Origin of the sequence: Marinobacter persicus (assembly GCF_900114155.1) — a bacterium.
GTDB lineage: Bacteria > Pseudomonadota > Gammaproteobacteria > Pseudomonadales > Oleiphilaceae > Marinobacter > Marinobacter persicus.
Window position 1 is genome coordinate 126,797 of sequence record NZ_FOSC01000008.1, and the last position, 25,781, is coordinate 152,577.

At 59.8% G+C, this 25,781-nt stretch carries 28 protein-coding genes; 19 read left to right on the top strand and 9 right to left on the bottom strand.

From position 1 onward, the window contains the following. Positions 1-4: 4 nt before the first annotated feature. A complete protein-coding gene (locus tag BMZ63_RS10210) occupies positions 5-1,321 on the top strand; it encodes a metallophosphoesterase (protein WP_091705198.1) in 1,317 nt (438 codons plus the stop codon). Further along, the gene (locus BMZ63_RS10215; protein WP_177187063.1) at positions 1,318-1,581 is read left to right on the top strand and encodes an amphi-Trp domain-containing protein; all 264 of its coding nucleotides are present in this window, start codon (positions 1,318-1,320) and stop codon (positions 1,579-1,581) included. Before BMZ63_RS10210 ends, BMZ63_RS10215 begins: the two co-directional genes overlap by 4 nt. A gap of 54 nt (positions 1,582-1,635) precedes the next feature. Here the strand turns inward: BMZ63_RS10215 and hemN are convergent, their stop codons facing one another. Then, positions 1,636-3,054: an oxygen-independent coproporphyrinogen III oxidase gene (gene hemN, locus BMZ63_RS10220; protein WP_091705203.1), complete on the bottom strand. Its 1,419-nt coding sequence runs from the start codon at positions 3,052-3,054 to the stop codon at positions 1,636-1,638. 192 nt (positions 3,055-3,246) lie between these two features. Between hemN and BMZ63_RS10225 the strand changes: the two genes are divergently transcribed. From BMZ63_RS10225 to BMZ63_RS10245, 5 genes are all read left to right on the top strand, one after another. Next, positions 3,247-4,779: a cryptochrome/photolyase family protein gene (locus BMZ63_RS10225; RefSeq protein ID WP_091705206.1), complete on the top strand. Its 1,533-nt coding sequence runs from the start codon at positions 3,247-3,249 to the stop codon at positions 4,777-4,779. A gap of 110 nt (positions 4,780-4,889) precedes the next feature. Continuing rightward, entirely contained in the window at positions 4,890-5,741 is an 852-nt protein-coding gene (locus BMZ63_RS10230) for a cytochrome c oxidase assembly protein (protein WP_091705356.1), read from the top strand. Beyond that, complete coding sequence (locus BMZ63_RS10235; protein WP_091705208.1) at positions 5,738-6,331, top strand: SCO family protein; 594 nt, start codon at positions 5,738-5,740, stop codon at positions 6,329-6,331. Before BMZ63_RS10230 ends, BMZ63_RS10235 begins: the two co-directional genes overlap by 4 nt. A gap of 98 nt (positions 6,332-6,429) precedes the next feature. Then, on the top strand, positions 6,430-6,579 hold the full coding sequence (locus BMZ63_RS10240) for a DUF2256 domain-containing protein (protein WP_177187064.1): 150 nt from the start codon (positions 6,430-6,432) through the stop codon (positions 6,577-6,579). Continuing rightward, positions 6,576-8,105, top strand: a complete 1,530-nt coding sequence (locus BMZ63_RS10245; RefSeq protein ID WP_091705212.1) for an FAD-binding domain-containing protein — start codon at positions 6,576-6,578, stop codon at positions 8,103-8,105. Before BMZ63_RS10240 ends, BMZ63_RS10245 begins: the two co-directional genes overlap by 4 nt. On the opposite strand, the gene BMZ63_RS10250 is transcribed toward BMZ63_RS10245, so the two are convergent. Both BMZ63_RS10250 and BMZ63_RS10255 read right to left on the bottom strand, forming a co-directional pair. Continuing rightward, the gene (locus BMZ63_RS10250; protein ID WP_091705215.1) at positions 8,102-8,575 is read right to left on the bottom strand and encodes a universal stress protein; all 474 of its coding nucleotides are present in this window, start codon (positions 8,573-8,575) and stop codon (positions 8,102-8,104) included. The genes BMZ63_RS10245 and BMZ63_RS10250 overlap by 4 nt on opposite strands. After that, the gene (locus tag BMZ63_RS10255; protein WP_091705218.1) at positions 8,547-10,169 is read right to left on the bottom strand and encodes a BCCT family transporter; all 1,623 of its coding nucleotides are present in this window, start codon (positions 10,167-10,169) and stop codon (positions 8,547-8,549) included. The genes BMZ63_RS10250 and BMZ63_RS10255 overlap by 29 nt, the downstream gene beginning before the upstream one ends. A gap of 132 nt (positions 10,170-10,301) precedes the next feature. On the opposite strand from BMZ63_RS10255, the gene BMZ63_RS10260 reads away from it, so the two are divergent. Continuing rightward, entirely contained in the window at positions 10,302-11,201 is a 900-nt protein-coding gene (locus BMZ63_RS10260; RefSeq protein ID WP_091705221.1) for a cation efflux transmembrane domain-containing protein, read from the top strand. Positions 11,202-11,345: 144 nt separating this feature from the next. On the opposite strand, the gene BMZ63_RS10265 is transcribed toward BMZ63_RS10260, so the two are convergent. Beyond that, complete coding sequence (locus BMZ63_RS10265; protein ID WP_091705225.1) at positions 11,346-12,263, bottom strand: AEC family transporter; 918 nt, start codon at positions 12,261-12,263, stop codon at positions 11,346-11,348. A 186-nt stretch (positions 12,264-12,449) separates the two neighbouring features. Between BMZ63_RS10265 and BMZ63_RS10270 the strand changes: the two genes are divergently transcribed. The 6 genes from BMZ63_RS10270 (at position 12,450) to BMZ63_RS10295 (ending at position 18,065) form a co-directional block, all read left to right on the top strand. Next, on the top strand, positions 12,450-12,899 hold the full coding sequence (locus BMZ63_RS10270) for a c-type cytochrome (RefSeq protein WP_091705228.1): 450 nt from the start codon (positions 12,450-12,452) through the stop codon (positions 12,897-12,899). Positions 12,900-12,909: 10 nt separating this feature from the next. Next, positions 12,910-14,325, top strand: a complete 1,416-nt coding sequence (locus tag BMZ63_RS10275; RefSeq protein WP_091705231.1) for a cbb3-type cytochrome c oxidase subunit I — start codon at positions 12,910-12,912, stop codon at positions 14,323-14,325. 97 nt (positions 14,326-14,422) lie between these two features. After that, entirely contained in the window at positions 14,423-15,391 is a 969-nt protein-coding gene (locus tag BMZ63_RS10280; RefSeq protein ID WP_091705234.1) for a 4Fe-4S binding protein, read from the top strand. A gap of 13 nt (positions 15,392-15,404) precedes the next feature. Continuing rightward, the gene (locus BMZ63_RS10285) at positions 15,405-17,228 is read left to right on the top strand and encodes a nitric oxide reductase activation protein NorD (RefSeq protein ID WP_091705237.1); all 1,824 of its coding nucleotides are present in this window, start codon (positions 15,405-15,407) and stop codon (positions 17,226-17,228) included. 9 nt (positions 17,229-17,237) lie between these two features. Further along, positions 17,238-17,813: a cytochrome c oxidase subunit 3 gene (locus BMZ63_RS10290; RefSeq protein WP_091705240.1), complete on the top strand. Its 576-nt coding sequence runs from the start codon at positions 17,238-17,240 to the stop codon at positions 17,811-17,813. A 12-nt stretch (positions 17,814-17,825) separates the two neighbouring features. After that, positions 17,826-18,065 (top strand): cytochrome C oxidase subunit IV family protein, encoded by a 240-nt coding sequence (locus BMZ63_RS10295; protein WP_091705242.1) that lies wholly within the window; start codon positions 17,826-17,828, stop codon positions 18,063-18,065. Between the two features lie 181 nt (positions 18,066-18,246). Here BMZ63_RS10295 and BMZ63_RS10300 read toward each other — a convergent pair whose 3' ends face one another. The 5 genes from BMZ63_RS10300 to BMZ63_RS10320 are packed head-to-tail and all read right to left on the bottom strand — an operon-like array spanning position 18,247 to position 21,622. Continuing rightward, on the bottom strand, positions 18,247-18,621 hold the full coding sequence (locus BMZ63_RS10300; RefSeq protein ID WP_091705245.1) for a hypothetical protein: 375 nt from the start codon (positions 18,619-18,621) through the stop codon (positions 18,247-18,249). Continuing rightward, a complete protein-coding gene (locus BMZ63_RS10305; RefSeq protein WP_091705247.1) occupies positions 18,593-19,375 on the bottom strand; it encodes a CbbQ/NirQ/NorQ/GpvN family protein in 783 nt (260 codons plus the stop codon). Before BMZ63_RS10305 ends, BMZ63_RS10300 begins: the two co-directional genes overlap by 29 nt. Further along, positions 19,372-20,115 carry a PhnD/SsuA/transferrin family substrate-binding protein gene (locus BMZ63_RS10310; RefSeq protein WP_227663622.1) on the bottom strand — a complete coding sequence of 248 codons (744 nt, stop codon included), beginning with the start codon at positions 20,113-20,115 and terminating at the stop codon, positions 19,372-19,374. The genes BMZ63_RS10305 and BMZ63_RS10310 overlap by 4 nt, the downstream gene beginning before the upstream one ends. Before the next feature lies 1 nt (position 20,116). After that, a complete protein-coding gene (locus tag BMZ63_RS10315; RefSeq protein ID WP_091705251.1) occupies positions 20,117-21,313 on the bottom strand; it encodes a cytochrome D1 domain-containing protein in 1,197 nt (398 codons plus the stop codon). Between the two features lie 39 nt (positions 21,314-21,352). Beyond that, entirely contained in the window at positions 21,353-21,622 is a 270-nt protein-coding gene (locus BMZ63_RS10320) for a c-type cytochrome (RefSeq protein WP_177187065.1), read from the bottom strand. Between the two features lie 290 nt (positions 21,623-21,912). On the opposite strand from BMZ63_RS10320, the gene BMZ63_RS10325 reads away from it, so the two are divergent. The 5 genes from BMZ63_RS10325 to ahbB (BMZ63_RS10345) are packed head-to-tail and all read left to right on the top strand — an operon-like array spanning position 21,913 to position 25,654. Further along, positions 21,913-23,637 carry a nitrite reductase gene (locus BMZ63_RS10325; RefSeq protein ID WP_091705256.1) on the top strand — a complete coding sequence of 575 codons (1,725 nt, stop codon included), beginning with the start codon at positions 21,913-21,915 and terminating at the stop codon, positions 23,635-23,637. A gap of 27 nt (positions 23,638-23,664) precedes the next feature. Further along, positions 23,665-24,129, top strand: coding sequence for an Lrp/AsnC family transcriptional regulator (locus tag BMZ63_RS10330; RefSeq protein WP_091705258.1), 465 nt, complete (start codon positions 23,665-23,667; stop codon positions 24,127-24,129). Then, complete coding sequence (gene ahbB, locus BMZ63_RS10335) at positions 24,126-24,671, top strand: siroheme decarboxylase subunit beta (protein ID WP_227663621.1); 546 nt, start codon at positions 24,126-24,128, stop codon at positions 24,669-24,671. The genes BMZ63_RS10330 and ahbB (BMZ63_RS10335) overlap by 4 nt, the downstream gene beginning before the upstream one ends. Continuing rightward, positions 24,655-25,155 carry an Lrp/AsnC family transcriptional regulator gene (locus BMZ63_RS10340; protein ID WP_091705261.1) on the top strand — a complete coding sequence of 167 codons (501 nt, stop codon included), beginning with the start codon at positions 24,655-24,657 and terminating at the stop codon, positions 25,153-25,155. The genes ahbB (BMZ63_RS10335) and BMZ63_RS10340 overlap by 17 nt, the downstream gene beginning before the upstream one ends. Continuing rightward, positions 25,130-25,654 carry a siroheme decarboxylase subunit beta gene (gene ahbB / locus BMZ63_RS10345; protein ID WP_091705264.1) on the top strand — a complete coding sequence of 175 codons (525 nt, stop codon included), beginning with the start codon at positions 25,130-25,132 and terminating at the stop codon, positions 25,652-25,654. The genes BMZ63_RS10340 and ahbB (BMZ63_RS10345) overlap by 26 nt, the downstream gene beginning before the upstream one ends. Positions 25,655-25,781 lie beyond the last annotated feature (127 nt).

The window sequence follows — 25,781 nt, forward strand, 5'->3', positions numbered from 1 at the left end:
CACCATGGCTGCCCAGACTGTTATCCCCCGGATCGGCAAACCCACCTATCACTCGGCCATTGCCGACCGACTGCCAGAGCAGTGGCAGAGCTGGCCAGACGAGCCGGGGTCGGTCAATGCCGACGACGCCCTGCTCACATTCCGGCACCGGGCCAGCAAACGGGATTTTCGCTGGCCATCCCGCCCGACCGTGTTTATTTCCGATCCCCATGCAGATGCCGAGGCCTTCGAGGCCTCTCTGATTGCTGCCGGCGTGGCCAAGCGTGTGGGCCCCAATCTGTGCGATTACAAGCTCAGCAAAGCCGGCAAAAAAACCGGAATCATCATCGGCGGCGATTGTCTGGACAAGGGCCCCAGCAACCTGGCCATGCTGCGCAGCCTGGCGCACCTGTACAGGCTGAATGCAGACGTCACCCTGCTGGCCGGCAATCACGACCTGCGGTTATTAATGGGCCTGCTCAGTCTGGAGCGGGAAAACGATGTGGGTAGCCAGCACCTGTTCGTGCGCATGGGCAAGAAAGTCATCCCGCTGTTCCGGGAGGTGTTTGACCAATACCTGGCCAACACCCGCTGGCAGTCAGGCATGCCCGACGAAAACGCCTGCCGGGCTCTGCTGTTTCCGGATGATACCTGGTTCGACCGTTTCCCCTATTTTGCCGCCGGCTTTCTCACCGCCGAAGGCATCGACCGGGAAACCCGGAAAATGCGCAAAAAAGTCGATACGTTCGAACAGGAATGCGCCGATGCCGGTCTGTCTTTGCAGCAGGTTTACGCGGCCGCCATCAAATGCCGTTCGCTGTTTCTCGGCAACCGTGGGGAATTCAGCTGGTTCTTCAAAAAAATGCGGTTGCTGAAGAAAAATGGCTCCTTTTTGTTTCTGCACGCCGGCCTGGACGACCACATGGCCGAGCTGCTGGCAAAACAGGGTATCAAGCACGCCAACAAGGCGTTCAAGAAGAACCTGATGACCCAGAACCTGTTCAACTTCTACTACAGCCCGCTGGCCAACGTCTTCCGCACCAAGTATCGCAAGGCCGATTTACCCCTGACGCCAAGGGGTGCCAAAGCCACCCGCAAGGCCGGCATTCATGTGCTCGTGCACGGGCACATCAACCAGCATCACGGCCAACGCATTGCCCTGAAAAACGGGCTGGTACACATTGAAGCCGACATCACCCTGGACGCGCACTCCCGCAGCCGCGAAGGGCTGGATGGTTATGGCATCGGTGCCACCCTGATCGACAAAAAGCGCGGCGTGGTTGGTATCAGCTGCGACTACCCTCGGGCCAAAGTGTTTCATCCGAAAGGAGCTCAACAGTGAAGTCCAAAACGAAATTCAGCCACGACTCGCTGCTGGACCGCCAGACAACCCGGGAGTTACTGGAAACCCTGGGCAAGGCCATCAAAAAAGGCGAACTCGAGTTCCAGGAGGAGGAAGGATGTCTGCGGCTCACGCCAGGCAAGTTACTGGAAGTCGGGGTCCGGGCCAGCGACGAGGGGGACAAGCAGGAAGTGGAGATCAAACTGAAGTGGCGCACCCAGGCCCGGGAAGTGGCCGACAAACCGCCAAAAATCAAATAAACGATGGCAGCCGGGCCCGAAATACCTCCCGGAACCGGCTGCACCGACAGGTCTTCAGATAATGCGCGAGAAGCGCTGGCTGGCGCCTTCCTTGCGGTACAGATCGAAGATCTGGCAGATCGCACGAATCAGCAGACGCCCAGCGGGCTGCACCTGCAGCAGCCGACCATCATCACCAATCAGCTCGTCTTCCATCATCGGCTTCAGGCGCTGCAGCTCGTCGGCGAAATAGCGGTCGAAGTTCTCACCCCACTGGTCGGCAAACTGCTGGCGATCCAGCCGGAACTGGCAGATCAACTGACCGATCACCCAGCGGCGGATGCGGTCATCCCGGGTCAGGTTCACGCCCCGGATGATGGCCAGCTGGCCGGCATCGATGGACTTCTCCCAGGCTTCCAGGTCATGGTTGTTCTGGAAATAGGCATCGTCGGTCTGGCCAATGGCCGACACGCCCAGTGACACCAGATCGCAATCCGAATGGGTGGTATAGCCCTGGAAGTTCCGGTGCAGGCGACCTTCGCGCTGGGCCACCGCCAGGCTGTCGTCCGGCTTGGCGAAGTGGTCCATGCCGATGTACTCGTAACCGGCCTCCAGCAGACGGTTGATGGTGTTGTGCAGGATGGTCAGTTTCTGCTGCGGGCTGGGCAGGGTCTCCGCCTGGATGCGGGTCTGCGGATAGAAACGGTCCGGCAGGTGCGCGTAACTGAACACGGACAGCCGGTCCGGCGACATGCGGATCACCTCTTCCAGGGTTTCAGCGAAGCTTTCCGGGGTCTGGTACGGCAGCCCGTAAATCAGATCCAGGTTGATGGACTGGAAACCGATGCGCCGAGCTTCATCCAGCACGCCCTGGGTCATGTCCTGGGGCTGGATACGGTTCACCGCCTTCTGCACTTCCGGGTTCACATCCTGAACCCCCAGGCTGATGCGGTTGAAGCCCAGATCCCACAGGGTGGGCAGGGTGTCCTGGTCCACTTCCCGCGGATCAATCTCCACGCTGTAGTCGTGGTCATCGCCGGACTGCAGATTGAACAGCTCGCCGTAGCCGGCCATCAGGTGCTGCATCACATCCTTGGGCAGGAAGGTTGGTGTGCCGCCGCCCCAGTGCAGCTGTTTCACCGGCCGGTCGGCACCGAACAATTTCGCCTGGATGGCGGCCTCTTTCAGCAGGCGTTCCACATAAGGCATGGCCTTATCGCGCTTTTTAGTGATCACCTTGTTGCAGGCGCAGTAGTAGCACAGGTGCGCACAGAACGGCAGATGGGTATACAGGGAGATCGGGCCACCGGCGGCCTTGCTGCGCCCGGCCGCTTTCACCATGTCTTCCACGGAATAGTCGCGATTGAACTCCACCGCCGTGGGATAAGAGGTGTAGCGTGGGCCGCTCAAGTCATAGCGGCGGATCAGGTTCTCATCCCAGATGAATTCGGGCAGTTCAACAGTATGTGCGTTAGCAGCGGTATCGGAGGCCATAGTTAACACTCTGAACGTAAATAATATCGGCGTGCGGGAAGGCGGGCATTATGCCTGACCGGCACGCTTGATCGATTGATTCGAATCACGGCAGTGTACCAGTTTGTGCACTGAACCACCCTTGCGCCCATGGCGTATTGTGCGTACCTCTTGTGGATAACCCCAAAGGATAAACCTGAAACGGAGCCGGCCATGGCCAACCTGATTCTTGTTCTCGGCGACCAGCTGTCCCCGGAGCTGTCTGCCCTGGAAAACGCCGACAAAACACGGGACCGGATTGTCATGGCGGAAGTGGCCGAGGAGGCCGGCTACACCAACCACCACAAGAAAAAACTGGTGCTGCTGTTCAGCGCCATGCGGCATTTTGCCGATCAGTTGCGTGACCAAGGCTGGCGGGTGCATTACCAGCACTACCACCCAGACAACCCGCACCAGACCCTCGAAGCCGTACTTGCCGACCAGTTGGTCAACCGCGACTTCGAACGGGTGATCACCACCGAATGCGGCGAATGGTGCCTGCACGAACAGATCCAGCAGTGGCCCGAGCGCCTGGGCGTGCCGGTGGAGATTCGCCCGGACACCCGCTTTATCGCCAGCAAGGACGAATTTGCCAGCTGGGCCAAGGGCCGCAAACAGCTGCGCATGGATTTTTTCTACCGGGAGATGCGCCGAAAAACCGGCCTGCTGATGACCCCGGACGGCGATCCGGAAGGTGGCCAGTGGAACTTCGATGCCGACAACCGGAAAAAGTGGAGCGGCAAACCGCCGGCGCCCGCCCCGTTTCGGATGGAGCCGGATACCATTACCCGGGAGGTGATCGAGCTGGTGGACACCCTCTTCGCCGATCACTTCGGCACCACCGACGACTTCCACTTTGCGGTCACGGCCGAAAACGCCCAGGCCGCCTTGGAGCATTTCCTCGACTTTGGCCTGCCCTGTTTCGGGGATTACCAGGACGCCATCTCCGACAACGAGGACTGGCTGTTCCATTCCATCCTCTCACCGTATATCAACTGCGGCCTGCTGGACCCGTTAACCGTCTGCGAGGCCGCCGCCCAGGCCTGGTATTCCGGACGCGCACCGCTCAATGCCGTGGAGGGCTTTATTCGCCAGATCCTGGGCTGGCGCGAGTTCGTCCGGGGCATCTACTGGCTGAACATGCCCGGCTATGCCCGGGAAAACCGGCTGGGCAATAGCCGCAGCCTGCCCTGGTTTTACTGGACCGGGGACACCAAAATGCGCTGCATGCACAAGGCCATCGACGCCACCCAGCGCAACGCCTACGCCCATCACATCCAGCGGCTGATGGTCACTGGCAATTTCGCCCTGCTGGCCGGCATCAAACCCGAGGAGATTTGCGACTGGTACCTGGCCGTCTACGCCGATGCCTACGACTGGGTGGAGCTGCCCAACGTATTGGGCATGGTGATGCATGCCGATGGCGGCTACCTGGGCTCCAAGCCCTACGCCGCCAGTGGCAAGTACATCCAGCGCATGTCGGACCACTGCAAGCATTGCCACTACAAGGTGCAGGACGCCACTGGCGACAACGCCTGCCCGTTCAACGCCCTGTACTGGCATTTCATTGACCGGCACCGGGACGATTTCGCCAACAACCCTCGCATGGGCATGATGTATCGCAACTGGGACCGCCAGAAGCCGGAAAGGCGCCAGGCACTGCTAGCGCGGGCCGAATACCTGCTGGCGAATATTGACACACTCTAAGCCCGGGATCGGCTTGCAATCCGCAGGGTTCAGGTCAACACTCAAGAGAACATTGAGCACTTGCACAGAACAACAAAAACTTCTTCGACTGCAACTGCCAAGTGGTGCCCATGCCAGATGCCAGCGCTCTTCTTCCCTATGATTATTCGCCGCTGACCATACTTGCCTTTGTACTGGTACTGGCGGGCTACGGTATTGCGCTGTTACGTATGGCGCCCGACCAGCAACCGGGGCCAGTGCGCATTGTGGCCTTCACCCTGGGCGTTCTGCTCTGCTATGGAGTCATGCAGACCCGCTTCGATTACTTCTCCCAGTACATGTTTTTCGTACATCGGGGCCAGCACCTGATCCTGCACCACCTCGGCCCGTTCCTTATTGCCCTGTCCAACCCGCTACCAATCTTCCGCTTCTGGTACCGGGCACTCGGGCTGGCCAACAAACCCTGGCTGGCGCCCGTTGCCTGGCTGTACCGGCTGCTGCAACAGCCGGTGATCGCGGCGGTGCTGTTTGTCGGCCTGATTTACTTCTGGCTCTGGCCCGCCGTGCATTTCGACGCCATGCTGTCCCGGGATCTTTACTGGCTGATGAACTGGAGCATGCTGCTGGACGGCCTGCTGTTCTGGTGGCTGATGTTTGACCCGCGCTCACCAGCGAAAACCACGGCACTGGGCTATGGCAAACGCATCCTCATACTGGCACTGGTGGCGCTGCCACAGATGATTCTGGGCGCCTGGATCGTATTTTCCCGGGACATGGTGTATGACGTTTACGAAGTCTGCGGCCGGGCCTGGCCACTGGCACCGGAAACCGACCAGTTGCTGGGCGGACTGCTAACCTGGATACCACCGGCGATGATGAGCATTCTGGGTATTCTGATTCTGCTGCGCCGGGCCATGCACGCCGATACGCCACGGCCACACCCGGGCCAGCCCCGATCGCTGGTGAATGGAGGTGTTTCATGAAAACCGGACTGGCGGCACTGCTGGCCGCCTTGGCCTTACTGGCAGGCTGCGGCAATAATCAACCCTGGCATGGCAAGGACATCAGCGGGTTGATGCCGGAGCTGGCGTTTGAGCTCACCGGCACCAACGGCCAGACAGTCACCGCCTCGGACTCCGCCGGCCAGCTTCGCCTGCTGTATTTCGGTTTCACCTCCTGTCCGGACGTGTGCCCGGATACCCTCGCACGGCTGCGCGTGGCCATCAATCAGTTACCCGAAGCAAAACGCGAACAAGTGGAAGTGCTGTTTGTCAGCGTGGACCCGAAACGGGATACGCCCGAGCGACTGGCCAGCTATGTGAATTTCTTTGGCGAGCACGTCACCGGCCTGACCGGCACCGAGGCGCAACTACGCGCACTCAGCAAGCGCTACCGCACCACCTTCGGCTATGACGAGCCAGATGAGAACGGCAACTACAACGTCTCCCACAGCAGCGCCGTTTACGTGTTCGACCACCAGGGCCGGGCCAGACTGCTCATGCGACCGGACCTGTCCGCACAAGCCATTAGTGAAGATCTCGCACGGCTGTCCAGGGAGCACACCGGAACCTGAGGGCGCCGGCGCTGATCCTGATGGCCGGGGCCGACGTAGTTCCATTACACTATCGATCATTACTGATCTCTTTTGATCACCACTACCAGCAACCGATCGTGAGCCACAAGAAGCCCCACTTGCCCAGCAAACAATGCCCGGTATGCCAGCGCCCATTCAACTGGCGTAAGAAATGGGCGCGGGACTGGCCTAACGTTCGTTATTGCAGCGAGCGCTGCCGGCGTTCAGCGCGGAGAAGCCTGGCATGACCACCCTTGTCTGGTACAAACGGGATTTACGGGTACACGATCACGGCCCCTTGCATGCGGCAGCCCGGCTCGGAGAGCCGGTGATTTCCCTTTACGTGATTGAACCGGAATACTGGCAACAGCCAGACACGTCCGCCCGCCAGTGGGAGTTTATCGACGATTCACTCAGGGAACTCCAGAATCAGCTGCGCCGGCGAGGCTCGGACTTGCTGGTGATGACCGGCCCGGTGACCGGCCTGCTTGCTCAGTTGAAAGCGGAGCACGGCATCAACCGGGTCTTGAGCCATCAGGAAACCGGCGGGCAGTGGACGTTCGAGCGGGACAGATCGGTTATTCGCTGGTGCCAGGAAGCGGGGGTCGAATTCAGGGAATGGCAGACTTTCGGGGTGGTTCGCCGGCTGACCAATCGGGATCACTGGGATCGCTACTGGTCAGAGCTGATCAAGGCCCCGCAACTACCGGCCCCGAACGCCTTACCACCCTTACCAACCGGCCTTCAGACCACGGACTGGCAGGCGCCGCCTTCGCTCCATGGCCCGGATTGCCCGGACCGACAATCCGGCGGTAGCGCCCGGGGCGAGAAGCTGCTGGCCTCGTTTCTGGACCGCCGTTGCGTGGGTTACCAATACAACATCTCCAGCCCGAACACGGCGGTGAGGGCCTGCTCGAGGCTGAGCCCGCATATTGCCCATGGCACCGTCAGCCTGCGCGACATTTATCAGCAGACGAAGGCCACCGGCCAACATCGCAGTTCCCTGCCTCGCAAACAAAAAAGCCTGACCAGCTTTCGCTCCCGGCTGCACTGGCATTGCCATTTCATACAAAAGCTGGAAGACGAACCGGAGCTGGAATTCCGCGCCATGCACCGGCAACTGGAGCACCTGAAAGCCGCGCCAAACGACACGGAACGGTTACAACGCTGGCAGGAAGGCCAGACCGGCTGGCCACTGGTGGACGCCTGCATGCGCAGCCTGCGGCACACTGGCTGGCTGAATTTCCGGATGCGCGCCATGCTGATGGCGGTGGCCAGTTATCAGCTCTGGCTGCACTGGCGCGAACCAGCGCTCCACCTCGCACGCCTGTTCACCGACTTTGAACCGGGCATCCATTATCCCCAGGCACAGATGCAGTCGGGCCTGACCGGCATCAATGCCTTGCGCATCTACAACCCGGTGACGCAAAGCCAAAAGCTGGATCCGGAGGGCGAGTTCATCCGCCGCTGGCTACCAGAGCTGGCCGGCGTGCCCGCCGGCATGATTCATACGCCCTGGCTGATGACGCCCGCGCAAAAGCAACGCTATGGCGGCAACACCTATACCCTGCCGGTCTGTGACCACGAACAGGCCGCCCGGGCCGCACGTAAAGCCATTGGAGAATTTCGCAAACAACACGTCAGCGGGCCGGAAACCGACCGGGTACTGATGCGGCACGGCAGCCGCAAAGGGGCACCCCGCCGACCATCCGGCAACACAAGAGGGAAGACAGCCGGCAGCGCTCAGACCAACCAGCTGTCTCTGTTCGATTAGCTATCGGGCTTATCCTCGGTTGCCTCAGCCTCACCATCCGCCTTTTCCAGTGACGGCAGCACCAGCACGGTACAGGGAGCATTCACCGAGGCATACTCCACGGTGGCCTTGCGCAAATGCCAGGGGCTACCACTGCCCCGGGACACCAACACCAGTAAGTCCACACACAGCTGGCCGGCCAGGGCCACCAGCTTCTCGCCAATATTGCCGGCCACCACGTGCATGGTAGCGTCCCGGTTCATCGGCAGGTATTTGCGCACCAGCAAATCCAGCTTCTTGTGCACCTCGGCTTCCCTGTCCTCCGGCGCATCCTCGGTCACGTGCGGGAAAAAACCGCCACCACCGGGGTTATACACACTGGCCAGGTGCAGCTCACCGTCTTCATCCAGGAGGTTCAGGCCAGCTTCCAGCGCCCGTTTGCCTTCGTGATCGTCTTCCGGATCAATCGCGATTAACAGCTTCCGGTACATACTCATTCTCCCGTTTCGGTTCGCTCTCGACGGCTTCCACCTCCGGGAAGGCCCGCCCTTTCACCAGGTCTGTCACATCGTAACCCCGGTAATCCGCCCGCAGGGCGCGGAACAGGGACACCGCCATAAACAACAGTAGCAGACAGAACGGCAGCCCCAGCGAGGTGATCACGTTCTGCAGGGCCTCAAGGCCACCGGCCAGCAACAGCGTTGCGGCCACCACACCCTGGGCCGCCGCCCAGAAAATCCGCTGGCGTACCAGCGAAGGCTGCTCCTCCCGGCGGGTCAGCATATCGATCACCAGAGACGCCGAATCCGATGAAGTGGTGAAGAAAATCACGATGATCACCACACTCAGGGCAGACGCCACTTCCGCCAGCGGGAAGGCCTCCAGGAAGGCAAAAATCGCCACGGACGGGTCCTGCTCCACCTGGCTGGCCAGCGCCACCGCACCACTGTTCTCCACGGAAATCGCCGACAGCCCAAACACCCCGAACCAGACCAGCGTGAACGCCGTGGGCGCAAACAGTACGCCGGCCACGAACTCTCGAATGGTCCGGCCCCGGGAAATCCGGGCGATAAAGATGCCCACATAGGGCGCCCAGGAAATGGTCCAGGCCCAGTAGAACAGCGTCCACTGGCGCTGCCAGTCCGTTTCCTTGAAGGTTTCTGTCCAGAACGCCAGCCACGGCAGGGCATCGAAATAATCACCGATGCTTTGCACCATGCCCTCGGCAATGAAAATGGTGGGCCCCACGGCGGCCACGAACAAAATCAGGGTGATGGCCAGCACAATGTTCAGCTGCGACAGCCGGCGCACGCCGTTATCCAGCCCGAGCGCCACCGAGACGGCTGCAATCGAAGCGATCACCGTAATCAGCACCACCTGTACGAAGCCATTGGAAGGCACACCGAACAAATAATTCAGCCCGCTGTTCAACTGCAGCGTGCCCAGCCCCAGAGAGGTCGCCACACCAAACAGTGTGCCCAGCACGGCAATCACATCAATGGCCCAGCCCAGCGGTCCGAACGTGCGTTCGCCCAGCACCGGGTAGAACAGGCTGCTGATGCGCATGGGCAGATCATGCCGGTAGGCAAAATAGCCGATGGCCAGGCCAGGCATGGCGAAGATGGTCCAGGTGTGCAGGCCGAAATGGTACAGGCTGATGGTCATGGCATCGGTGGCCGCCTGTTCCGTGCGTGGCTGCACGCCGTCAAACGGTGGGCTGGCGAAATGCGACACCGGTTCGGCCACACCCCAGAACATCAGTATGGTGCCAATGCCGGCGGCAAACAGCATGGTGAACCAGGTGAGATTGGAATAGTCCGGCCGGCTGTCGTCGCTGCCCAGCCGGATACTGCCATACCGGCTGACGGCCAAACCAAACAGAAAAATCAGCAGGGAAGAAACAGAAAGAATATAGAACCAGCCAAGGTTGCGGGCCACCCAGCCGGTCAGCACGCCGAAGGCATCCGCCACCTGCTTGTCAAAAGGCACCGCCAGGGCCACAAAAACGATAGCCACCGCAGCCGAGGTAAAGAATATTCCGGGTATCGTCTGCAAACCCAGTCGTCGTTGCAGCCGCTCCAGCACAGTAAACTCCCGTCGTTGTCAGAAAAACGAGACTCTAGCATATAACCGGGCGGCCTTCTCTTATGCAGCTATTGACCTTATTGTTACTAAAAGGTTTTCCAATAGTGACAAATGCATTTAATGGAGTGCCCCATGGCCGACACCTGCAAAAACAGCTGCGGCTGCATCAGCAGCCGGAACGAGCCGGAACCCAGAAACGGTCTGACGGAAACCGCCTCCGCTGAATGGCAGACCCGCTACCGCATTCCGAAAATGGATTGCCCATCCGAAGAGCGAATGATTCGCATGGCGCTGGACGGTATAGACGCCGTGAAAGCGCTGTCGTTTGATCTGCAGCAACGCGAGTTGACGGTTATGCACGACGGTGACGCCGGCGTTATTACCGACAAGCTGCAGCCGCTGAATCTCGGCACCGTGCTGGAGAGCACGGAACAGGCCAGCGCTGAAGCCCTCCAAAATGCCCGAAACAGCGCCATTGATCCGGCCAGAGAGGCCGGCACCCTGAAAATCCTTCTGGCGATTAACGCGGCCATGTTCGTGATCGAACTGGCCATCGGCATCCTCGCCCAGTCCACCGGCCTGATTGCCGATTCCATGGACATGTTCGCCGATGCCGCCGTGTATGGCCTGGCGACCTACGCCGTGGGCCACAGCGTGAAGATGCAGGTGCGGGCGGCCCATGTGGCCGGTGTGTTGCAGTTGATTCTGGCTCTTGGCGTGTTGCTGGAAGTAGGCCGGCGGTTCTGGTTCGGCAGTGAACCGCAATCCACGCTGATGATCGCTATGGCGGTTGTCGCTCTGATTGCCAACAGCATCTGCCTGTACCTGATTTCCGCACACCGTAAGGGTGGCGCTCACATGAAGGCCAGTTACATTTTTTCCGCCAATGATGTGATCATCAATCTCGGAATCATCCTGGCCGGCGGGCTGGTGGCGGTGACCGGTTCCAACTACCCGGATCTGATTATCGGCACCGTGGTGGGGCTGATTGTCCTGAACGGGGCGCGGCGGATTCTGGCTCTGAAGAGTTAAGTGGTTGCCCTCTCGTCAGTGGGCGGGTAGGGCTTCCCAAAACACGCTCCTTGCGGCACATCCTTGTGTCGCTTGAGCTCCGCCATCCCTGGCTCCGCACAGTTTTGGGAAGCCCTACCCGCCCACTGACTAACTTCGGAATCGTCAAAACACCAGTGCAATCATCACCGGTATAAATCCCAGGGCAAACAACGTACTAAGAAGCGTCGTCCCCGCCGCCTGCCGGGGCGAGGCGTCCAGCAGTGTGGCAATGACCACGGTATTGGCGGCGATCGGGGTAATGGAGATCAGGAAAATCGCCTGGTAAACGGCGGTGTCGTAGATCCCCAGCCAGTTGGCATCCACCCACCAGAAAGCCAGTGCCAGCAGCGGCCAGGAGACAAATTTGCCGAAGAACGCCAGGCCGGTGAACACGGGGTTGCCCGCCAGCCCGCGAAAGCTGAGGATACCCATGCCGATGATCATCATACCCAGAACACTGTAGGCACCGCGCAGGTTGTCGAACAGCGGCACAAAGGTCTCGGGAATACCCGCGCCCGAGAGGTTCAACACCACCGCCAGCAGAAAGGCGTAAACCGACGGCAGTCTCGCCACCCGTTTCAAGGCATCACGAATACTGTATTTCCCCCGGGCCGCCAGGTAAAAGCCCAGGGAGTTTTCGAACAGTGTGGTGCCAAGCATGCAGACGATATACAGCGCCAACCCCTCTTCCCCGAACAACAGCAAAGCCACCGGAATGCCGAAATAGCCGGTGTTGCCGGTACCCACCGACAGCGGAATCACCGCCGCGCTGCCATCCGACAGCCAGCGCCGGGCGATGGCCAGATGGGTCAGGGCCATGACAGAGCACAAACCGAACACCAGCACCGGCAGCAAGATGACTTCTGTGCTCAGGGGGGCGGCCATAACGCCAGAGAACACCACCGACGGGGTGACGATGTACAGCATGATGCCGGCAATGTGCTTGCCACTGGCCTGCAGGAAGCGGCCGGCCACCCAACCGAGTACCACCGTGACGTACAAGGGAAGCAATTTGATCAACAACGCCAGGGCGGCAGCCATAGGGTCTCCGGAATCAGCAGGTCAGATACGAAAAAATGGAAGTCTAGCACCTACCCCCCTGGAGGTAACTCCCCGGCGCAATGGTGAAATGCCGGTTTCTCTTTGATAATCATCAATAGCATTTCTAATGCATGTTTATATCCTAGTGTGGCAGTCAGGTATTCCAAAAACCAAGGAGAGAGACCTATGGCCGAGCGCTTTACCAAAAGCATGGCCAGGAACATATATCTGGGGGGAAGTGCCTTCTTCGTCCTGCTGTTCCTGGCTCTGACTTTTGACACACAACTACGGGCCATGCCCGAGCGGGACAACCGCAACGAACTCACCGAAGAGGTGGTTCGTGGTAAACACCTCTGGGAGAACAACAACTGCGTGGGTTGTCACTCCATCATGGGTGAAGGTGCGTATTTCGCGCCGGAACTGGCTAACGTGTTTGACCGCCGTGGCGGTGGCGACACAGAAGTCTTCAAGTCCTACATGCGGGCCTGGATGAACTCGATGCCCACCAACATTCCGGGCCGCCGGCAGATGCCGGACTTCAACCTGACCGACCAGGAAATCGATGATCTGTCTGCTTTCCTGGAGTGGACATCGAAGATCGACGACAACGACTGGCCACCCAACATCGAAGGCTGAGGGAACAGATATGAAATACGAATCTCAAAGGGTCGCCATGCCCTACTTTGTCTTCGCCCTGATTCTGTTTGCCGGCCAGATTGTGTTCGGCCTGATTCTGGGTCTCCAATACGTTGTCGGTGATTTCCTGTTTCCGGAAATTCCGTTCAACGTCGCGCGGATGGTGCATACCAATCTGCTGATTGTCTGGTTGCTGTTCGGCTTTATGGGTGCAACCTACTACCTGGTACCGGAAGAGGCCCAGACCGAGCTGCACAGCCCGCTACTGGCATGGATTCTGTTCTGGGTTTTTGCCGCTGCCGGCACTCTGACCATTCTGGGCTACCTGTTCGTCGACTACGCCACCCTGGCGGATGTCACGCTGAACAAGCTGTTGCCCACCATGGGACGGGAGTTCCTTGAACAACCCACGATCACCAAGATCGGTATTGCCGTGGTGGTGGTCGCCTTCCTGTACAACATTGGCATGACCGCCCTGAAAGGCCGCAAGACAGTGGTCAACATCGTGCTGATGACCGGCCTGTTTGGTCTGGCGGTATTGTGGCTGTTCTCCTTCTACAACCCCAGCAACCTGGCCACCGACAAGTATTTCTGGTGGTTCGTGGTGCACCTGTGGGTTGAAGGTGTGTGGGAACTGATCATGGGCGCCATCCTGGCCTATGTGCTGATCAAGCTGACCGGTGTTGACCGCGAGGTGATCGAGAAGTGGCTGTACGTCATTATCGCCATGGCGCTGATTACCGGCATCATCGGTACCGGCCACCACTTCTTCTGGATCGGGCCGCCCGAGTACTGGCTGTGGCTGGGCTCCGTGTTCTCCGCGCTGGAACCCCTGCCGTTCTTCATGATGGTGGTGTTCGCCTTCAACATGATCAACCGTCGCCGCCGTAACCACCCGAACAAGGCCGCCATGCTATGGGCCATGGGCACCACCGTGATGGCCTTCCTGGGTGCCGGCGTATGGGGCTTCCTGCATACCCTGGCTCCGGTGAACTACTACACCCACGGCAGCCAGATCACCGCGGCTCACGGCCACATGGCGTTCTACGGCGCCTACGTGATGATCGTACTGACCATCATTTCCTACGCGGTGCCGATCATGCGTGGCCGTCCGTATGGCAACAGCAATACGGCGCAGATTGTGGAAATGTGGGGTTTCTGGCTGATGACCATCTCCATGGTGTTTATCACCCTGTTCCTGACCGCCGCCGGCGTCCTGCAGGTATGGCTGCAGCGGATTCCCGAAAGCGGCTCCGCCCTGTCGTTCATGGCGGGCCAGGACCAGCTCGCCCTGTTCTACTGGATGCGATTCGTCGCCGGGGCCTTCTTCATGGCCGGTCTGGTGGTGTATCTGGGCAGTTTCTTCGTCAAGGGCCAGGCTGCCCCGGATGAGGAAGTGCGCGGCACACCCACCCAGGACGCCTGAACAGGCTGAACCGCCGGGGCCTTCGGGCCCTGGCGCTCTTCTTCGGCATTCGTCTCCGGCATTCGCTCGTTACTCAATTTAACCCTGGACCAATTCCGTGCATGCGCAAACCGTCAATCCGAAAGACATTAACAACCGGAAGGACACTCTTCAGCAGAAGCGCCTGATCACCCGCAGCGCTTTTTTCCTGCTGTTTCTGCTCGCGCCTGTGCTCAATATTTTCCGTTACGACCTGACCGAAACACGGTTCATTCTTTTCGGCTTCCCGCTGTCGTTCAACCTGAACCTGGACTGGGTCGCCCACAGCACCCCCACCGAGGTTGCCGGCCAGATCCTGTTCTGGTTTGTGATGCCCATTCTGGTGCTGGTGCCGATTGTTCTCTGGATTTCCTTTAAATGGGGGCGCCTGTATTGCGGTTGGCTGTGCCCGCATTTTTCCGTGGTCGAAACCATCAACGACCTGATGACCCGCATTACCGGCCGCCCCACCCTCTGGGAGGCATTGAAAAAAGGCCATACCGGCAAGGCCATTCACTGGGCCGGGCTGATTCTGGTGTGCGGACTCATCGGCTTTTCCTGGGCACTGGCGCTTTTGTCGTACCTGCTGCCGCCCATGCCCCTGTATATTGACCTGTTTACCGGCCAGATCGGCCTGTACCCGGCCATTTTCCTGGCCGTAGCCACCGCCGTGTTTACCTTTGATTTCCTGTTTGCCCGGCATCTGTTCTGCAAATACGGCTGCGCCTTCGGTCTGGTGCAGAGCATTGCCTGGATGACCAACGGCCGTAGCCGCGTGGTGACCTTCGACGCCAAACGCGCAGCCGCCTGCCGTGATTGCACCAAGGCCTGCGATGCCGCCTGCCCCATGCGTCTGCCCACCCGCAGCCACAAGCGAGCGAAATTTTCCTGCACCCAGTGCCTGCAGTGCGTGAGCGCCTGCCGTGAAGTGCAGAAAGACAACCCGGACGGCTCCCTGCTCACCTGGGAGCCGGGTGAACCGGGCAAGCAAACCGTCTTGATTCCGGTGCGCCAGCTGGACACCAGCCCGCGCCAGCAACGCACCTGAAGGAGGAATAAAAATGGAAGAATGGGTCGGACTGAAATGGCACGATTACGTCACCCGCCAGGCCATGGGCGAGTTCCCTGAATACGCCGTGCACCTGAAAGACGAAGCCCGCACCCTGGGCGTGCTGTTCCGCGCCATGGGTGGTGACCCGGCCCTGAGTCTGGTCACCGCCGAGCCCCGTCACTTCCAGATTCGCCGGAAGTTTCTGCAGAAACTGGCCGGCACCCACCGCAAGTTCGAGCTGGCCTGGCGTGACGAAGAAAGCCTGCGCCTGCCGGACCGGCTGGCGTTGTTCCCGTCCCGCAAGGTAAACCGGGACCTCTATCTTTGGCTGGCGGCCCTGGCTTCCCGGGGTGAAATCCAGATCCATAACTGGCTGGAAGGCAACCAGGCCATGGTTCAGGATGTGCTGGCCCAATGGCCGGGCCTGGAGCCGATGTACCAGCGCCTGGTCAAACACACCCTGCAATGGCGGCCAAAGCCCGAAAGCCTGTCGGGCGAAGAGGCCCGGCGCGAGCAGGCCATCCGCCAGGCACTGATCCACCCGGGCAGCGTGACCGACCTGCCGGAAGCCCTGACCGACCCCTGGCCAGTCGTGCTGTGGCTGTACCCGGTGCTCGGGCGTGGCAAGCTCAATGGCCAGGTGATCGGCGATGACAACACCAGCTCCAAACCCGGCGGCCTGGCCAAAAAGCGCAAGCGCCGCCGTGCCGAGCGGGTGGATGCCTTCGACAAAGACCAGGGCCTGATGCTGTTCCGTCTGGAAAACCTGTTTTCCTGGTCTGAATTCATTCCGGTTGACCGGGCCGGTGACGACAGCGAGGAAGACGACGCCGATGCGGTGGCGGACGACATGGACATGATCTCCGTGTCGCAAGACCGGCGCGAAGCTTCCTCGGCCATCAAGTTCGACCTCGACCTGCCCTCGGAAGAAAACGACGACCTGCATCTTGGCCCAGGTATTCACCTGCCCGAATGGGACTGGCGCCGGCAAGGCTATCGGGAGAAATTCTGCTGCCTGCAACCTCTGTTGAGCAAAGAATCGGTGGCCACGCCCCTGCCGGAACGCCTGAAACGTCCGGCCCAGTCCCTGCGCCGGCAGTTCAGTGCCCTGAAGCCGCTGCGCCAGTGGGAACGCCGCCAGCTGGACGGCGAAGAGCTGGACCTGGATGCCTGCCTGGAACGGGCCGTTCAGCACAAGCGGGGCATTGGCGAGATGGATCAGAAACTGTTCCGCCAGTGCAAACAGAACCAGCGGGACCTGGCCTGCCTGGTGCTGGCAGACATCTCCCTGTCCACCGACACCTACATCAACAACCACCAACGGGTGATCGACATTGCCCGCGATGGCCTGACCCTGCTCAGCGAAGCCCTGACCGCCAGCCGCGACCCATTCGCCCTGTTCGCCTTTTCGTCCCGGCGGCGCGACCATGTGCGCTTCCATCACATCAAAAGCTTTGACGAGCCCTACAACGACACCAGCCGGGGCCGCATTGAAGCGCTGGAACCGGGCTACTACACCCGCATGGGGGCGGCCATCCGCCAGTCGATCAAATTGCTGCAAACCCGGCCGGAGCACCAGAAAATCCTCCTGCTGCTGACCGACGGCAAACCCAACGACCTGGATCTGTACGAAGGCCGCTACGGTGTCGAAGACACCCGTATGGCCGTGCAGGAAGCCCATCGGGCAGGGCTGACGCCGTTCTGCGTGACCATCGACGAAGAAGCGAACGAATACCTTCCCTATGTGTTCGGCAGCAGCAACTACGTGGTGATCAAGGACCCCACGCAACTGCCCGCCCAGCTGCCCAAGTTGTACCTGAACCTGACCCGATAGGAGCACGCCATGGCGCACACCGGCGAAGCCACCCGCAAACACCTGCCCGGCGACATCGCCGTCTGGTTCTTCATCTTCGCGGAACTGGCGGTATTCGGCATTCTGTTCATCGGTTTCGGCGTCGCCCGCAGCCTGGACCCGGACACCTTCTCCGCCGGCCGGGCGGCCCTGCACCCCTGGACCGGGCTGATCAACACCATCGGCCTGATCACCGCCAGCTACCTGGTGGCGTTGTCCGTACACCGGTTACGAGAACGCAGAACCGGCACCGCACTCCTGCTCTGGGGTGCCATTGCCGCATCCGCCATCTACACCTTCGGCAAATTGTGGGAATACGCCAACCTGTACGCCAACGGCTACAATCTGGGTACCGACACCTTCTTCATGTTCTATTTCTTCCTCACCTTCTTCCACTTCATGCACGTGGTGCTGGGCCAGATCATCCTGGTGGTTCTGGCGGTTAAGGTGAAAAAAGGCGACTACAACGGCGACGACATGAACGGCATGGAGTCCGGCGCCTCCTACTGGCACATGGTGGACCTGGTCTGGCTGGTGCTGTTTCCCATGCTTTACGTTCTGGCCTAAGGAGAAGCAACAATGATTGCGGTTTATATAGCCTTGATGGTGTGCACCATGACCCCGGTTATCGCCATGCAGGCAGGCGCCGATGCCTCGGTGTTGATCTGGCTGGTGTTTGCACTGGTGCTGGTGAAGGCGCTGTTACTGGTGGACCATTTCATGGAAATGAAGCATGCGCCGGCCGGCTGGAGGCTGGCTACACAAGGATGGGCAGTGGTCGTCGTTACCGTGTTGGCGGGGATTCACGCGGTCGGTTAGGCGGCTTTCGTCTCGGGCCCAAAACCGTTCGCAGACAGTAACGGAGCAAGCGCCAGGATGGGGGAGGCCTTTCCAAAACACGCTCCTTGCGGCACGTCCCTGTGTTGCTTGAGCTCCGCCATCCATGGCTCCGCACAGTTTTGGAAAGGCCTCCCCCACCCTGACGCACCGGGCTTTTCAGTTACATCAGGCTTTTCGGAAAATAAGGCGGCTTCCCACCAATCGCCTGCGCCAGAGCAATCATGCCCCAGAGCACGAACGAGGTGTGCAGAACAATCGCCCAGACAATGGCCCAGGTCCAGAAGTTACCGGTATTGCCCAGAAGGAGCCAGGCAATGCCTACACCAGAGCCAATCAGTATCGCCCCCAGAATGGACATATAAACACCGGCTTTGGCATGAGCCCGGCGAACCACCTGCTCCGGGCGAGCGTTCATGGAAATCATCAACAGCACCACAAAACCAATGATTGGCAAAGCCAGCAGGTTCAACAGGTACCAGACAACCGGGACGTAAGCCCCGGCGGTTTCAGTCTTGGGATTGACCGAATACGGCATACACCACCTCCATCAGGGCATTAACGGTCACGACATCGTCCGACAAGGGTTCGATCATGGCCGCCCGACAGGCGGCCACTGGCGGCATACCGGAGCGGATCAAATGTGCGGTGTGAATCAGCAGACGGGTAGATGCTGCTTCTTCCAGATCGTGGTCTTTCAGGTTGCGCAGGGAGGCCGCCAGACCAACCAACTGTTTTGCCAGGTCCTCGTCACAGCCCGCCTCCTGCTGAACGATGCCCAGTTCCACGTCCGGTTCCGGGTAGTCGAAACTCATGGAAACAAAACGCTGCCGGGTGCTGGGCTTCATGCCTTTGAGCAGGCTTTGATAACCGGGGTTGTAAGACACCACCAGCATGAAGCCGGGAGCGGCCTGCAACAGTTCGCCGGTGCGTTCGATGGGCAGCTCGCGGCGGTCATCGGCCAGCGGGTGCAATACCACCGTGGTGTCCTTGCGGGCTTCCACCACCTCATCCAGATAGCAGATACCACCTTCGCGCACGGCGCGGGTGAGCGGGCCATCCTGCCAGTAGGTGCCATCCGGGCCGATCAGGTGACGGCCGACTAGATCGGAGGCGGTCAGGTCGTCGTGACAGGCCACGGTATAAACCGGCCGGTCCAGTCTTTCCGCCATGTGCCGGACGAACCGCGTTTTGCCGCAGCCGGTCGGCCCCTTGATCAGTACCGGCAGGCCGTTCTCGGCGGCGGCGGTGAACAGTTCCACTTCATTGCCAACGGGCTGGTAAAAGCTCATGGACGGGTTTCCTTTTCTGCAATGGATTCAGGGGCCGCAAAGCGGTACACCCACTCCGGGAAAATCCGGAAAATCTGTCGGTCATGGTCGCGCCGCAAACTTAGCAGCGCATCAGTACAGTGTTTGGCCAGAGGATTGTTATTGGCTGTTGCCGGGCGATACCAGCCGGCTCCGGGCACCGGCTCGCCCTGCCAGGTGATGGCCAGTCCCTGACTTTCCAGCATAGGGCGAACCAGGCCAAGTTCGGAGGCCGCCGCATGGGTATTGTTGTGCAACAAAAGCCCCAAAGCCGAGCTGAAATCCCCCGCTTCATACCGCTGCCCCGGGGTCGGGTGAACACCGTGTCGGGAAAGCGCCTGCAAGGGCAAATCCCGGCCCAGGGCGTCTTCGCTGTCCACCAGAGAGACATCCCGGCCCGCCAGCTCGGCGATTGACCGAACGCCGGCGGTTTTGCGGGTCACCCACACGGGCACGGGGTATCGGCCATCACGGTTCACGGCGGCCAGAACCGGTCTTTCCCCTTCGCTGTCCAACCGGAAGGCCAGATCGCTCCCGGCATCTTCATTAAAATTCAGCTCCACCTGGCAACCTGCCCGCTCCAGCCACGACTGCAAGCGGTTGGCGGCGACAGTGGTGGACCGGGCATCCGTCTCGATGTGCAGCCGGAACACCGGCTCGGCCCGAACCGGACCCGCTGTCGCCAGCACAGCCAGTACCACTGGCAACCAGGGGCGTTTCACACTACAAACCCAGCGCATGGGCCCGGTTGGTGAAGAAAATGCCCGATGGTTTCCGGGCCGGCAGGCGTGCTACTTCCTCCAGGGTCCGGGTGCTGTAAACGGTAATCCGGTCGCTGTCCCGGGACGACACCCAGACTTCCTCACCGCGTGGAGTGAACTCCATGTGCAGCACAGACTTGCCCGGCTCGAGCGTGCGAATGATTTCCCGGGTCTGCGAATCAATCACCTGCACCACATTGTTCTTCGGATGGGCGAAGCTCACCCAGATCTGACGGTTGTCCGGGCTGGCCATGACAAAGACCGGCTGGCCCTGTACCGGAATGCGCTCCACCATGCTCCAGTCCGCCATGTCCGCCACCAGCACCTCGTGGCGACCCACCGCCGGCACAAAGGCGTTACCGTCGGCAATTGCCCAGCCTTCAAGGTGCGGCATTTTGTATACCGGTAAACGCTGCTCACCTTTACCGTAATCCGGAAGGATGGTTTGCACGCCTTGCCCGGGATTCCACAAATCCATCATTGATAATCCGTCTTCACCGAAAAGCCCGGCAATGTAGTAACGGCCATCGGGAGTGATCAGGGCATCGTAGGGCTCCTCGCCGGCATCATGGCGGCTAACATCCGGCGGGGTGGTGAGCATATCCACCGTCCAGATTTCACCGGCTTCGAACAGGGAGAACACAAACCGGTTGCCCGGCGCATCCACCAGCCCCACGGTTTTGGACTGGTCCTGTTTACCTTCCTCATTGACATAGGTCGCTGGAATTTCCGCGACGGTTTCCAGGGTGTCGCTGTCAAACACGTTCACCCCACCCGGCTCATAATTGGACACCGCCACATACTCTCCGTCCTGGGAAATGGCGCCACCAATACTGTTACCGGACTGGATCACCCGCTCGTCGATGGTGCCTGTAAGCAGGTCCACCTTGGTCAAGCCGCCATCACGGCCGAATACATAGCCGTAGCGGGCGTCCCGGGAATAAACCACCGAGGCGTGGGACAGATCGCCCAGGCCTTCCACCCGGTCGAGAATCTCGTATTCGGAATGATCCACCACCAGCACCGACCCGGTTGCCCGCTCGATAATCAGGCCAAGATCACCGGTACCACGGAGCTGGTCAGGCTCCGGAGTCTGCGTGGACTGACAGCCGGCAAGCAACGTGGTGGCAATGGCCAAGGGCAACAATAAACGTTTCATGGGCAATTTCTCCTGGCTTGGCATTCGGTGTGCCGGTCATCAGTCATCGGCAACCAGCGCGCCGGACTTCAGCTGCCGGCCGATCCACAACATTTCGTCATCGCTCAGCAACGCTTTCCAGGGCGGCATGGCGGTGCCATCCACACCCTCGCGGATAATGGCCGCAATGGCCTCCGCCGGCAGTTGCTCCAGATCTTCCGGACGCAGGGGCGGCCCCAGGCCGCCGCGCATGGTCAGTCCATGGCAGGAACCGCAATCCTGGATGACAAAATTCTCCAGTTCGGCTTCATCCACGTTGAGTTCAGCCATCGAAGCCGCCGGCGTCAACCACACCGCCAACACAAACCCGACAAGCGGGCCAACTGATTCACACCGAGCCTTCATTTTCCGTCTCCCGACCACCGGCTACGCTGCTGTAACCACAGTACATCCTGAACATTGATATTGCTTAAATAATTCAGGGGTATCCAGTGTTCTTTCGATATACCCATGGAGGGGTACTCGCTTGAAAAGTCGTAAATATATGACATTAATCAATGTTCAGAATCCCTAACAAGAGAACTCTAGGAGTGCTCTTGATTCCCCAAGGAGAGAACCTGATGAGAGTAACTAAAATGATGATCAAGCCCCTGGCCATGGCTGTGGCTTTTGCGTCTATTGGCGTAATGACCGCCCAGGCCGCCCCGAAAGATGCGGATAAATCTTCCGTTGCCTATGAAGGTACGCCCAGTACCGTTGACCCATCCTCAGCCAAGTCCGTGCGCACACCCGGCGCACCGGACCTGACCGAAGCCGAGTTTGAAAAAGCCAAGCAGATCTACTTCGAACGCTGCGCCGGCTGCCACGGTGTACTGCGTAAAGGCGCCACTGGTAAGCCACTGACTCCGGACATTACCCAGGAGCGTGGCATTGATTACCTGAAAGCCTTTATCAGTTACGGCTCTCCGGCTGGTATGCCGAACTGGCTGACCTCCGGTGACTTCGACGAAGAAACCGTGGAACTGATGGCCAAGTACATCATGCACGAGCCGCCCCAGCCGCCGGAATTCAGCCTGGCTGACATGAAGGAAACCTGGGAAGTGATCGTGCCGCCGGAAGATCGTCCGACCAAGCAGATGAACGACCTGAACCTGGAGAACATCTTCAGTGTCACCCTGCGTGACGCCGGCCAGATCGCGCTGATCGACGGCGATTCCAAGGAAGTTGTGAAAATCATCGACACCGGTTACGCAGTACACATCTCCCGGATGTCCGCCTCCGGCCGTTACGTGATGGTGATCGGCCGTGACGCACTGATCAACATGATCGACCTGTGGCCGGAAGAACCGCAGACCGTGGCCAAGATCAAGGTGGGCATGGAAGCGCGTTCTGTCGAAACCTCCAAGTACAAGGGCTGGGAAGACAAGCTGGCCATTGCCGGCACCTACTGGCCGCCGCAGTTCGTAATCATGGATGGCCAGACCCTGGAGCCGAAGAAGGTAGTCGGCACCCGTGGTATGACGGTAGACCCGCAGGAATACCATCCTGAGCCGCGTGTTGCTGCCATCGTGGCCTCCCATGCGCACCCTGAGTTCATCGTCAACGTGAAGGAAACCGGCAAGATCAAGCTGGTCAATTACGAAGACCTGGACAACATGAGCATCACCACCATTGATGCCGCCCGCTATCTGCACGATGGCGGCTGGGATGCGAGCATGCGTTACTTCCTGACCGCCGCCAACAACTCCAACAAGATTGCCGTTGTTGACGCTCAGGACCGTAACCTGGAAGCCATGGTAGACGTTGGCAAGATCCCTCACCCGGGTCGTGGCGCCAACTTCATTGACCCCGAGCATGGTCCGGTATGGGCAACCTCTCACCTGGGTGACAACACCATCCAGATGATCGGTACCGACCCGGAAGGCCATCCGGACAAGGCCTGGAAAGTGGTGCGCACGGTTGAAGGCCAGGGCGGTGGTTCACTGTTCGTGAAGACCCATCCTGAATCCGACAACCTGTGGGTCGACACCGCACTGAACCCGAACGAAGCTATCAGCCAGAGCATCGCGGTATTCGACATCAATGATTTTGATGCCGGCTACGAAGTGCTGCCGATTGCTGAATGGGCAGACCTGGGCGAAGGCCCCAAGCGGGTGGTACAGCCGGAATACAACAAGGCGGGCGATGAAGTCTGGTTCTCTGTCTGGAACACCCAGGACAAGAACTCCGCCATTGTTGTGGTCGACGATGAAACACGCGAGCTGAAGAAGGTGCTGAAGGGCGACTACATGGTCACCCCGACCGGTAAGTTCAACACTTACAACACCCAGCACGACGTGTACTGATCGGCCACCGGCCCGGAGGAGAACCCCATGCAACTGGATGCAGCAGACAAGGCACTCATCGACAGCTACCAACGGGGCTTGCCGGTGTGTGAACGACCTTACCAGGCCATGGCCCAGAACCTGGGTCTGACCGAAAACGAGGTTATCCGGCGTCTGGCTGCCCTGAAGGAGCAAAAGGTTCTCAGCCGGGTCGGTCCGGTTTTTGAACACAGCCAGGCAGGCGCCAGCCTGCTGGCTGCCGTGGCTGCCTCGCCCGAGCAAATGGACGCGGCGGCAGCCCGGATTAACCTGGCACCCGGCGTGAATCACAACTACGCCCGGGAGCACCGATACAACCTCTGGTTCGTGATGACCGCAGCGGATGAACGCACACTCAAAGGCCGCCTTGACGAGCTGGAACAACAACTGGGCTTGCCCATGCTCCGGCTTCCCATGATTGAGGGTTACCACATCGACCTCGGTTTCCAAATCGACTGGGAGGCGCTTTCATGAGCATGCCGCAGAGCCACAAAGGGCATGTGCCCAAACCCTTTCTATTCAACACAGACTCCATCAGCGCATGGGGTTTGTTACGTTTGCGCCAGCAACTCGAAAACGGCCTGCCGTTAACACCCCGGCCCTACCAGACTCTGGCGGAAAACACCGGCCTGACCGAGCAGCAGGTCATGGCTGCCATCGAGCAGTGGCAACAACAGGGGCTGATTAAACGCCTGGGGCTGGTGGTCAAGCACCGCACCCTGGGCTACAACGCCAACGCCATGGTGGTATGGGATGTGCCGGATGAACAGGTATCACAGCTAGGGAAGACCATGGCATCCATACCGTTCATCACCCTGTGCTACCAGCGCCCGCGGCAACTGCCAGACTGGCCCTACAACCTGTTCTGCATGATTCACGGGGTCAGTCGCGACCGGGTTCTGGCTCAACTCGACACCCTGATCAAAGACCATCAACTCACCGATATTCCCCACGCAGTGCTGTTCAGTACCAAAGCCTATCTACAGCGGGGAGGACGCTATGTCAGTCACGGCTGAACGCCGCAAAAAGCCGGAACCAGGGGCCACCGTTCCGGCCTTCAGCGACACCGAAAAAGCCATCATCAACCGCCTGCAACACGGCCTGCCCCTGACCGCCACCCCTTACCGGGATGTGGCCAGCGAACTGGGTATTGGCGAGCAGGAATTGCTGGACCACCTGAAAGCCATGCTGGCCGACGGCACGCTGACCCGCTTTGGCCCCATGTTCCACGCCGGTGAAATGGGCGGCGGGCTGACCCTGGCCGCCATGCGCATTCCTCCCGAACATTTCGACACCGTCACCGAACAGGTCAACAGCTTCGAGGAAGTCGCCCACAACTACCGCCGGGAACACGAACTGAACATGTGGTTCGTGCTGGCCACCGAAACCCCGGAAGGCATCAGCGAGACCATCGAGCGCATCGAGCAGCTGACCGGCTACCCGGTCTACAACATGCCCAAGGAGCAGGAATTTCATGTCCACCTCCATTTCGAAGTCTGAGCCTGCCACGCTCAGTGAACAGGACCGGGCGCTGATTCTGGCCACGCAGAACGGCCTGCCCCTGGTGCCAGATCCCTGGGGCGAGCTGGGTGAGCAGCTGAACATGAGCGCTGACCAGGTACTTGAGCGCTTCCAGGCCATGCAAGAGAGCGGCGTGATTCGCCGGGTCGCTGCCGTACCCAATCACTACCGGCTGGGTTACCAATTCAACGGCATGACCGTGTGGGACGTGGCGGACGACGCCATTGCCGAGCTGGGCGAACGGGTGGGCGAACTGCCGTTTGTCAGCCACTGCTACCGGCGCCCGCGCCACCTGCCCTACTGGAGCTACAACCTGTTCGCCATGGTGCACGGCACCAGCCGGGACGAAGTGGAAAACAAGGCCGGAAAGATTGCCGACGTGCTGGGCGAGGCCTGCTCCGGCCACACCATTCTGTACAGCTCGGCGATTCTGAAAAAAACCGGGTTACGGCTTAGAAAACAGACAGATAAAAACTAGCCAGCAGCACGGAAACAGACAGAAAAGTACCCCCGATATACTCCATCAAAGGTATGGATTGGCAAGGCACCAGGGGGGATAGTTAATCAAAAGGCTGCTTAAGGGCAGAGAGCCGATAAAGGCCCGC

Excerpts from the sequence above, each read along its gene's own strand:
- BMZ63_RS10295 (WP_091705242.1), top strand. The coding sequence starts at position 17,826 with ATGATTGCGGTTTATATAGCCTTGATGGTGTGCACCATGACCCCGGTT.
- BMZ63_RS10300 (WP_091705245.1), bottom strand. The coding sequence starts at position 18,621 with ATGCCGTATTCGGTCAATCCCAAGACTGAAACCGCCGGGGCTTACGTC.
- BMZ63_RS10245 (WP_091705212.1), top strand. The coding sequence starts at position 6,576 with ATGACCACCCTTGTCTGGTACAAACGGGATTTACGGGTACACGATCAC.
- BMZ63_RS10330 (WP_091705258.1), top strand. The coding sequence starts at position 23,665 with ATGCAACTGGATGCAGCAGACAAGGCACTCATCGACAGCTACCAACGG.
- BMZ63_RS10270 (WP_091705228.1), top strand. The coding sequence starts at position 12,450 with ATGGCCGAGCGCTTTACCAAAAGCATGGCCAGGAACATATATCTGGGG.
- BMZ63_RS10235 (WP_091705208.1), top strand. The coding sequence starts at position 5,738 with ATGAAAACCGGACTGGCGGCACTGCTGGCCGCCTTGGCCTTACTGGCA.
- BMZ63_RS10285 (WP_091705237.1), top strand. The coding sequence starts at position 15,405 with ATGGAAGAATGGGTCGGACTGAAATGGCACGATTACGTCACCCGCCAG.
- BMZ63_RS10275 (WP_091705231.1), top strand. The coding sequence starts at position 12,910 with ATGAAATACGAATCTCAAAGGGTCGCCATGCCCTACTTTGTCTTCGCC.
- BMZ63_RS10260 (WP_091705221.1), top strand. The coding sequence starts at position 10,302 with ATGGCCGACACCTGCAAAAACAGCTGCGGCTGCATCAGCAGCCGGAAC.
- BMZ63_RS10325 (WP_091705256.1), top strand. The coding sequence starts at position 21,913 with ATGAGAGTAACTAAAATGATGATCAAGCCCCTGGCCATGGCTGTGGCT.
- BMZ63_RS10315 (WP_091705251.1), bottom strand. The coding sequence starts at position 21,313 with ATGAAACGTTTATTGTTGCCCTTGGCCATTGCCACCACGTTGCTTGCC.
- BMZ63_RS10290 (WP_091705240.1), top strand. The coding sequence starts at position 17,238 with ATGGCGCACACCGGCGAAGCCACCCGCAAACACCTGCCCGGCGACATC.
- BMZ63_RS10210 (WP_091705198.1), top strand. The coding sequence starts at position 5 with ATGGCTGCCCAGACTGTTATCCCCCGGATCGGCAAACCCACCTATCAC.
- BMZ63_RS10230 (WP_091705356.1), top strand. The coding sequence starts at position 4,890 with ATGCCAGATGCCAGCGCTCTTCTTCCCTATGATTATTCGCCGCTGACC.
- BMZ63_RS10225 (WP_091705206.1), top strand. The coding sequence starts at position 3,247 with ATGGCCAACCTGATTCTTGTTCTCGGCGACCAGCTGTCCCCGGAGCTG.
- BMZ63_RS10305 (WP_091705247.1), bottom strand. The coding sequence starts at position 19,375 with ATGAGCTTTTACCAGCCCGTTGGCAATGAAGTGGAACTGTTCACCGCC.
- ahbB (WP_227663621.1), top strand. The coding sequence starts at position 24,126 with ATGAGCATGCCGCAGAGCCACAAAGGGCATGTGCCCAAACCCTTTCTA.
- BMZ63_RS10320 (WP_177187065.1), bottom strand. The coding sequence starts at position 21,622 with ATGGCTGAACTCAACGTGGATGAAGCCGAACTGGAGAATTTTGTCATC.
- hemN (WP_091705203.1), bottom strand. The coding sequence starts at position 3,054 with ATGGCCTCCGATACCGCTGCTAACGCACATACTGTTGAACTGCCCGAA.
- ahbB (WP_091705264.1), top strand. The coding sequence starts at position 25,130 with ATGTCCACCTCCATTTCGAAGTCTGAGCCTGCCACGCTCAGTGAACAG.
- BMZ63_RS10265 (WP_091705225.1), bottom strand. The coding sequence starts at position 12,263 with ATGGCTGCCGCCCTGGCGTTGTTGATCAAATTGCTTCCCTTGTACGTC.
- BMZ63_RS10340 (WP_091705261.1), top strand. The coding sequence starts at position 24,655 with ATGTCAGTCACGGCTGAACGCCGCAAAAAGCCGGAACCAGGGGCCACC.
- BMZ63_RS10250 (WP_091705215.1), bottom strand. The coding sequence starts at position 8,575 with ATGTACCGGAAGCTGTTAATCGCGATTGATCCGGAAGACGATCACGAA.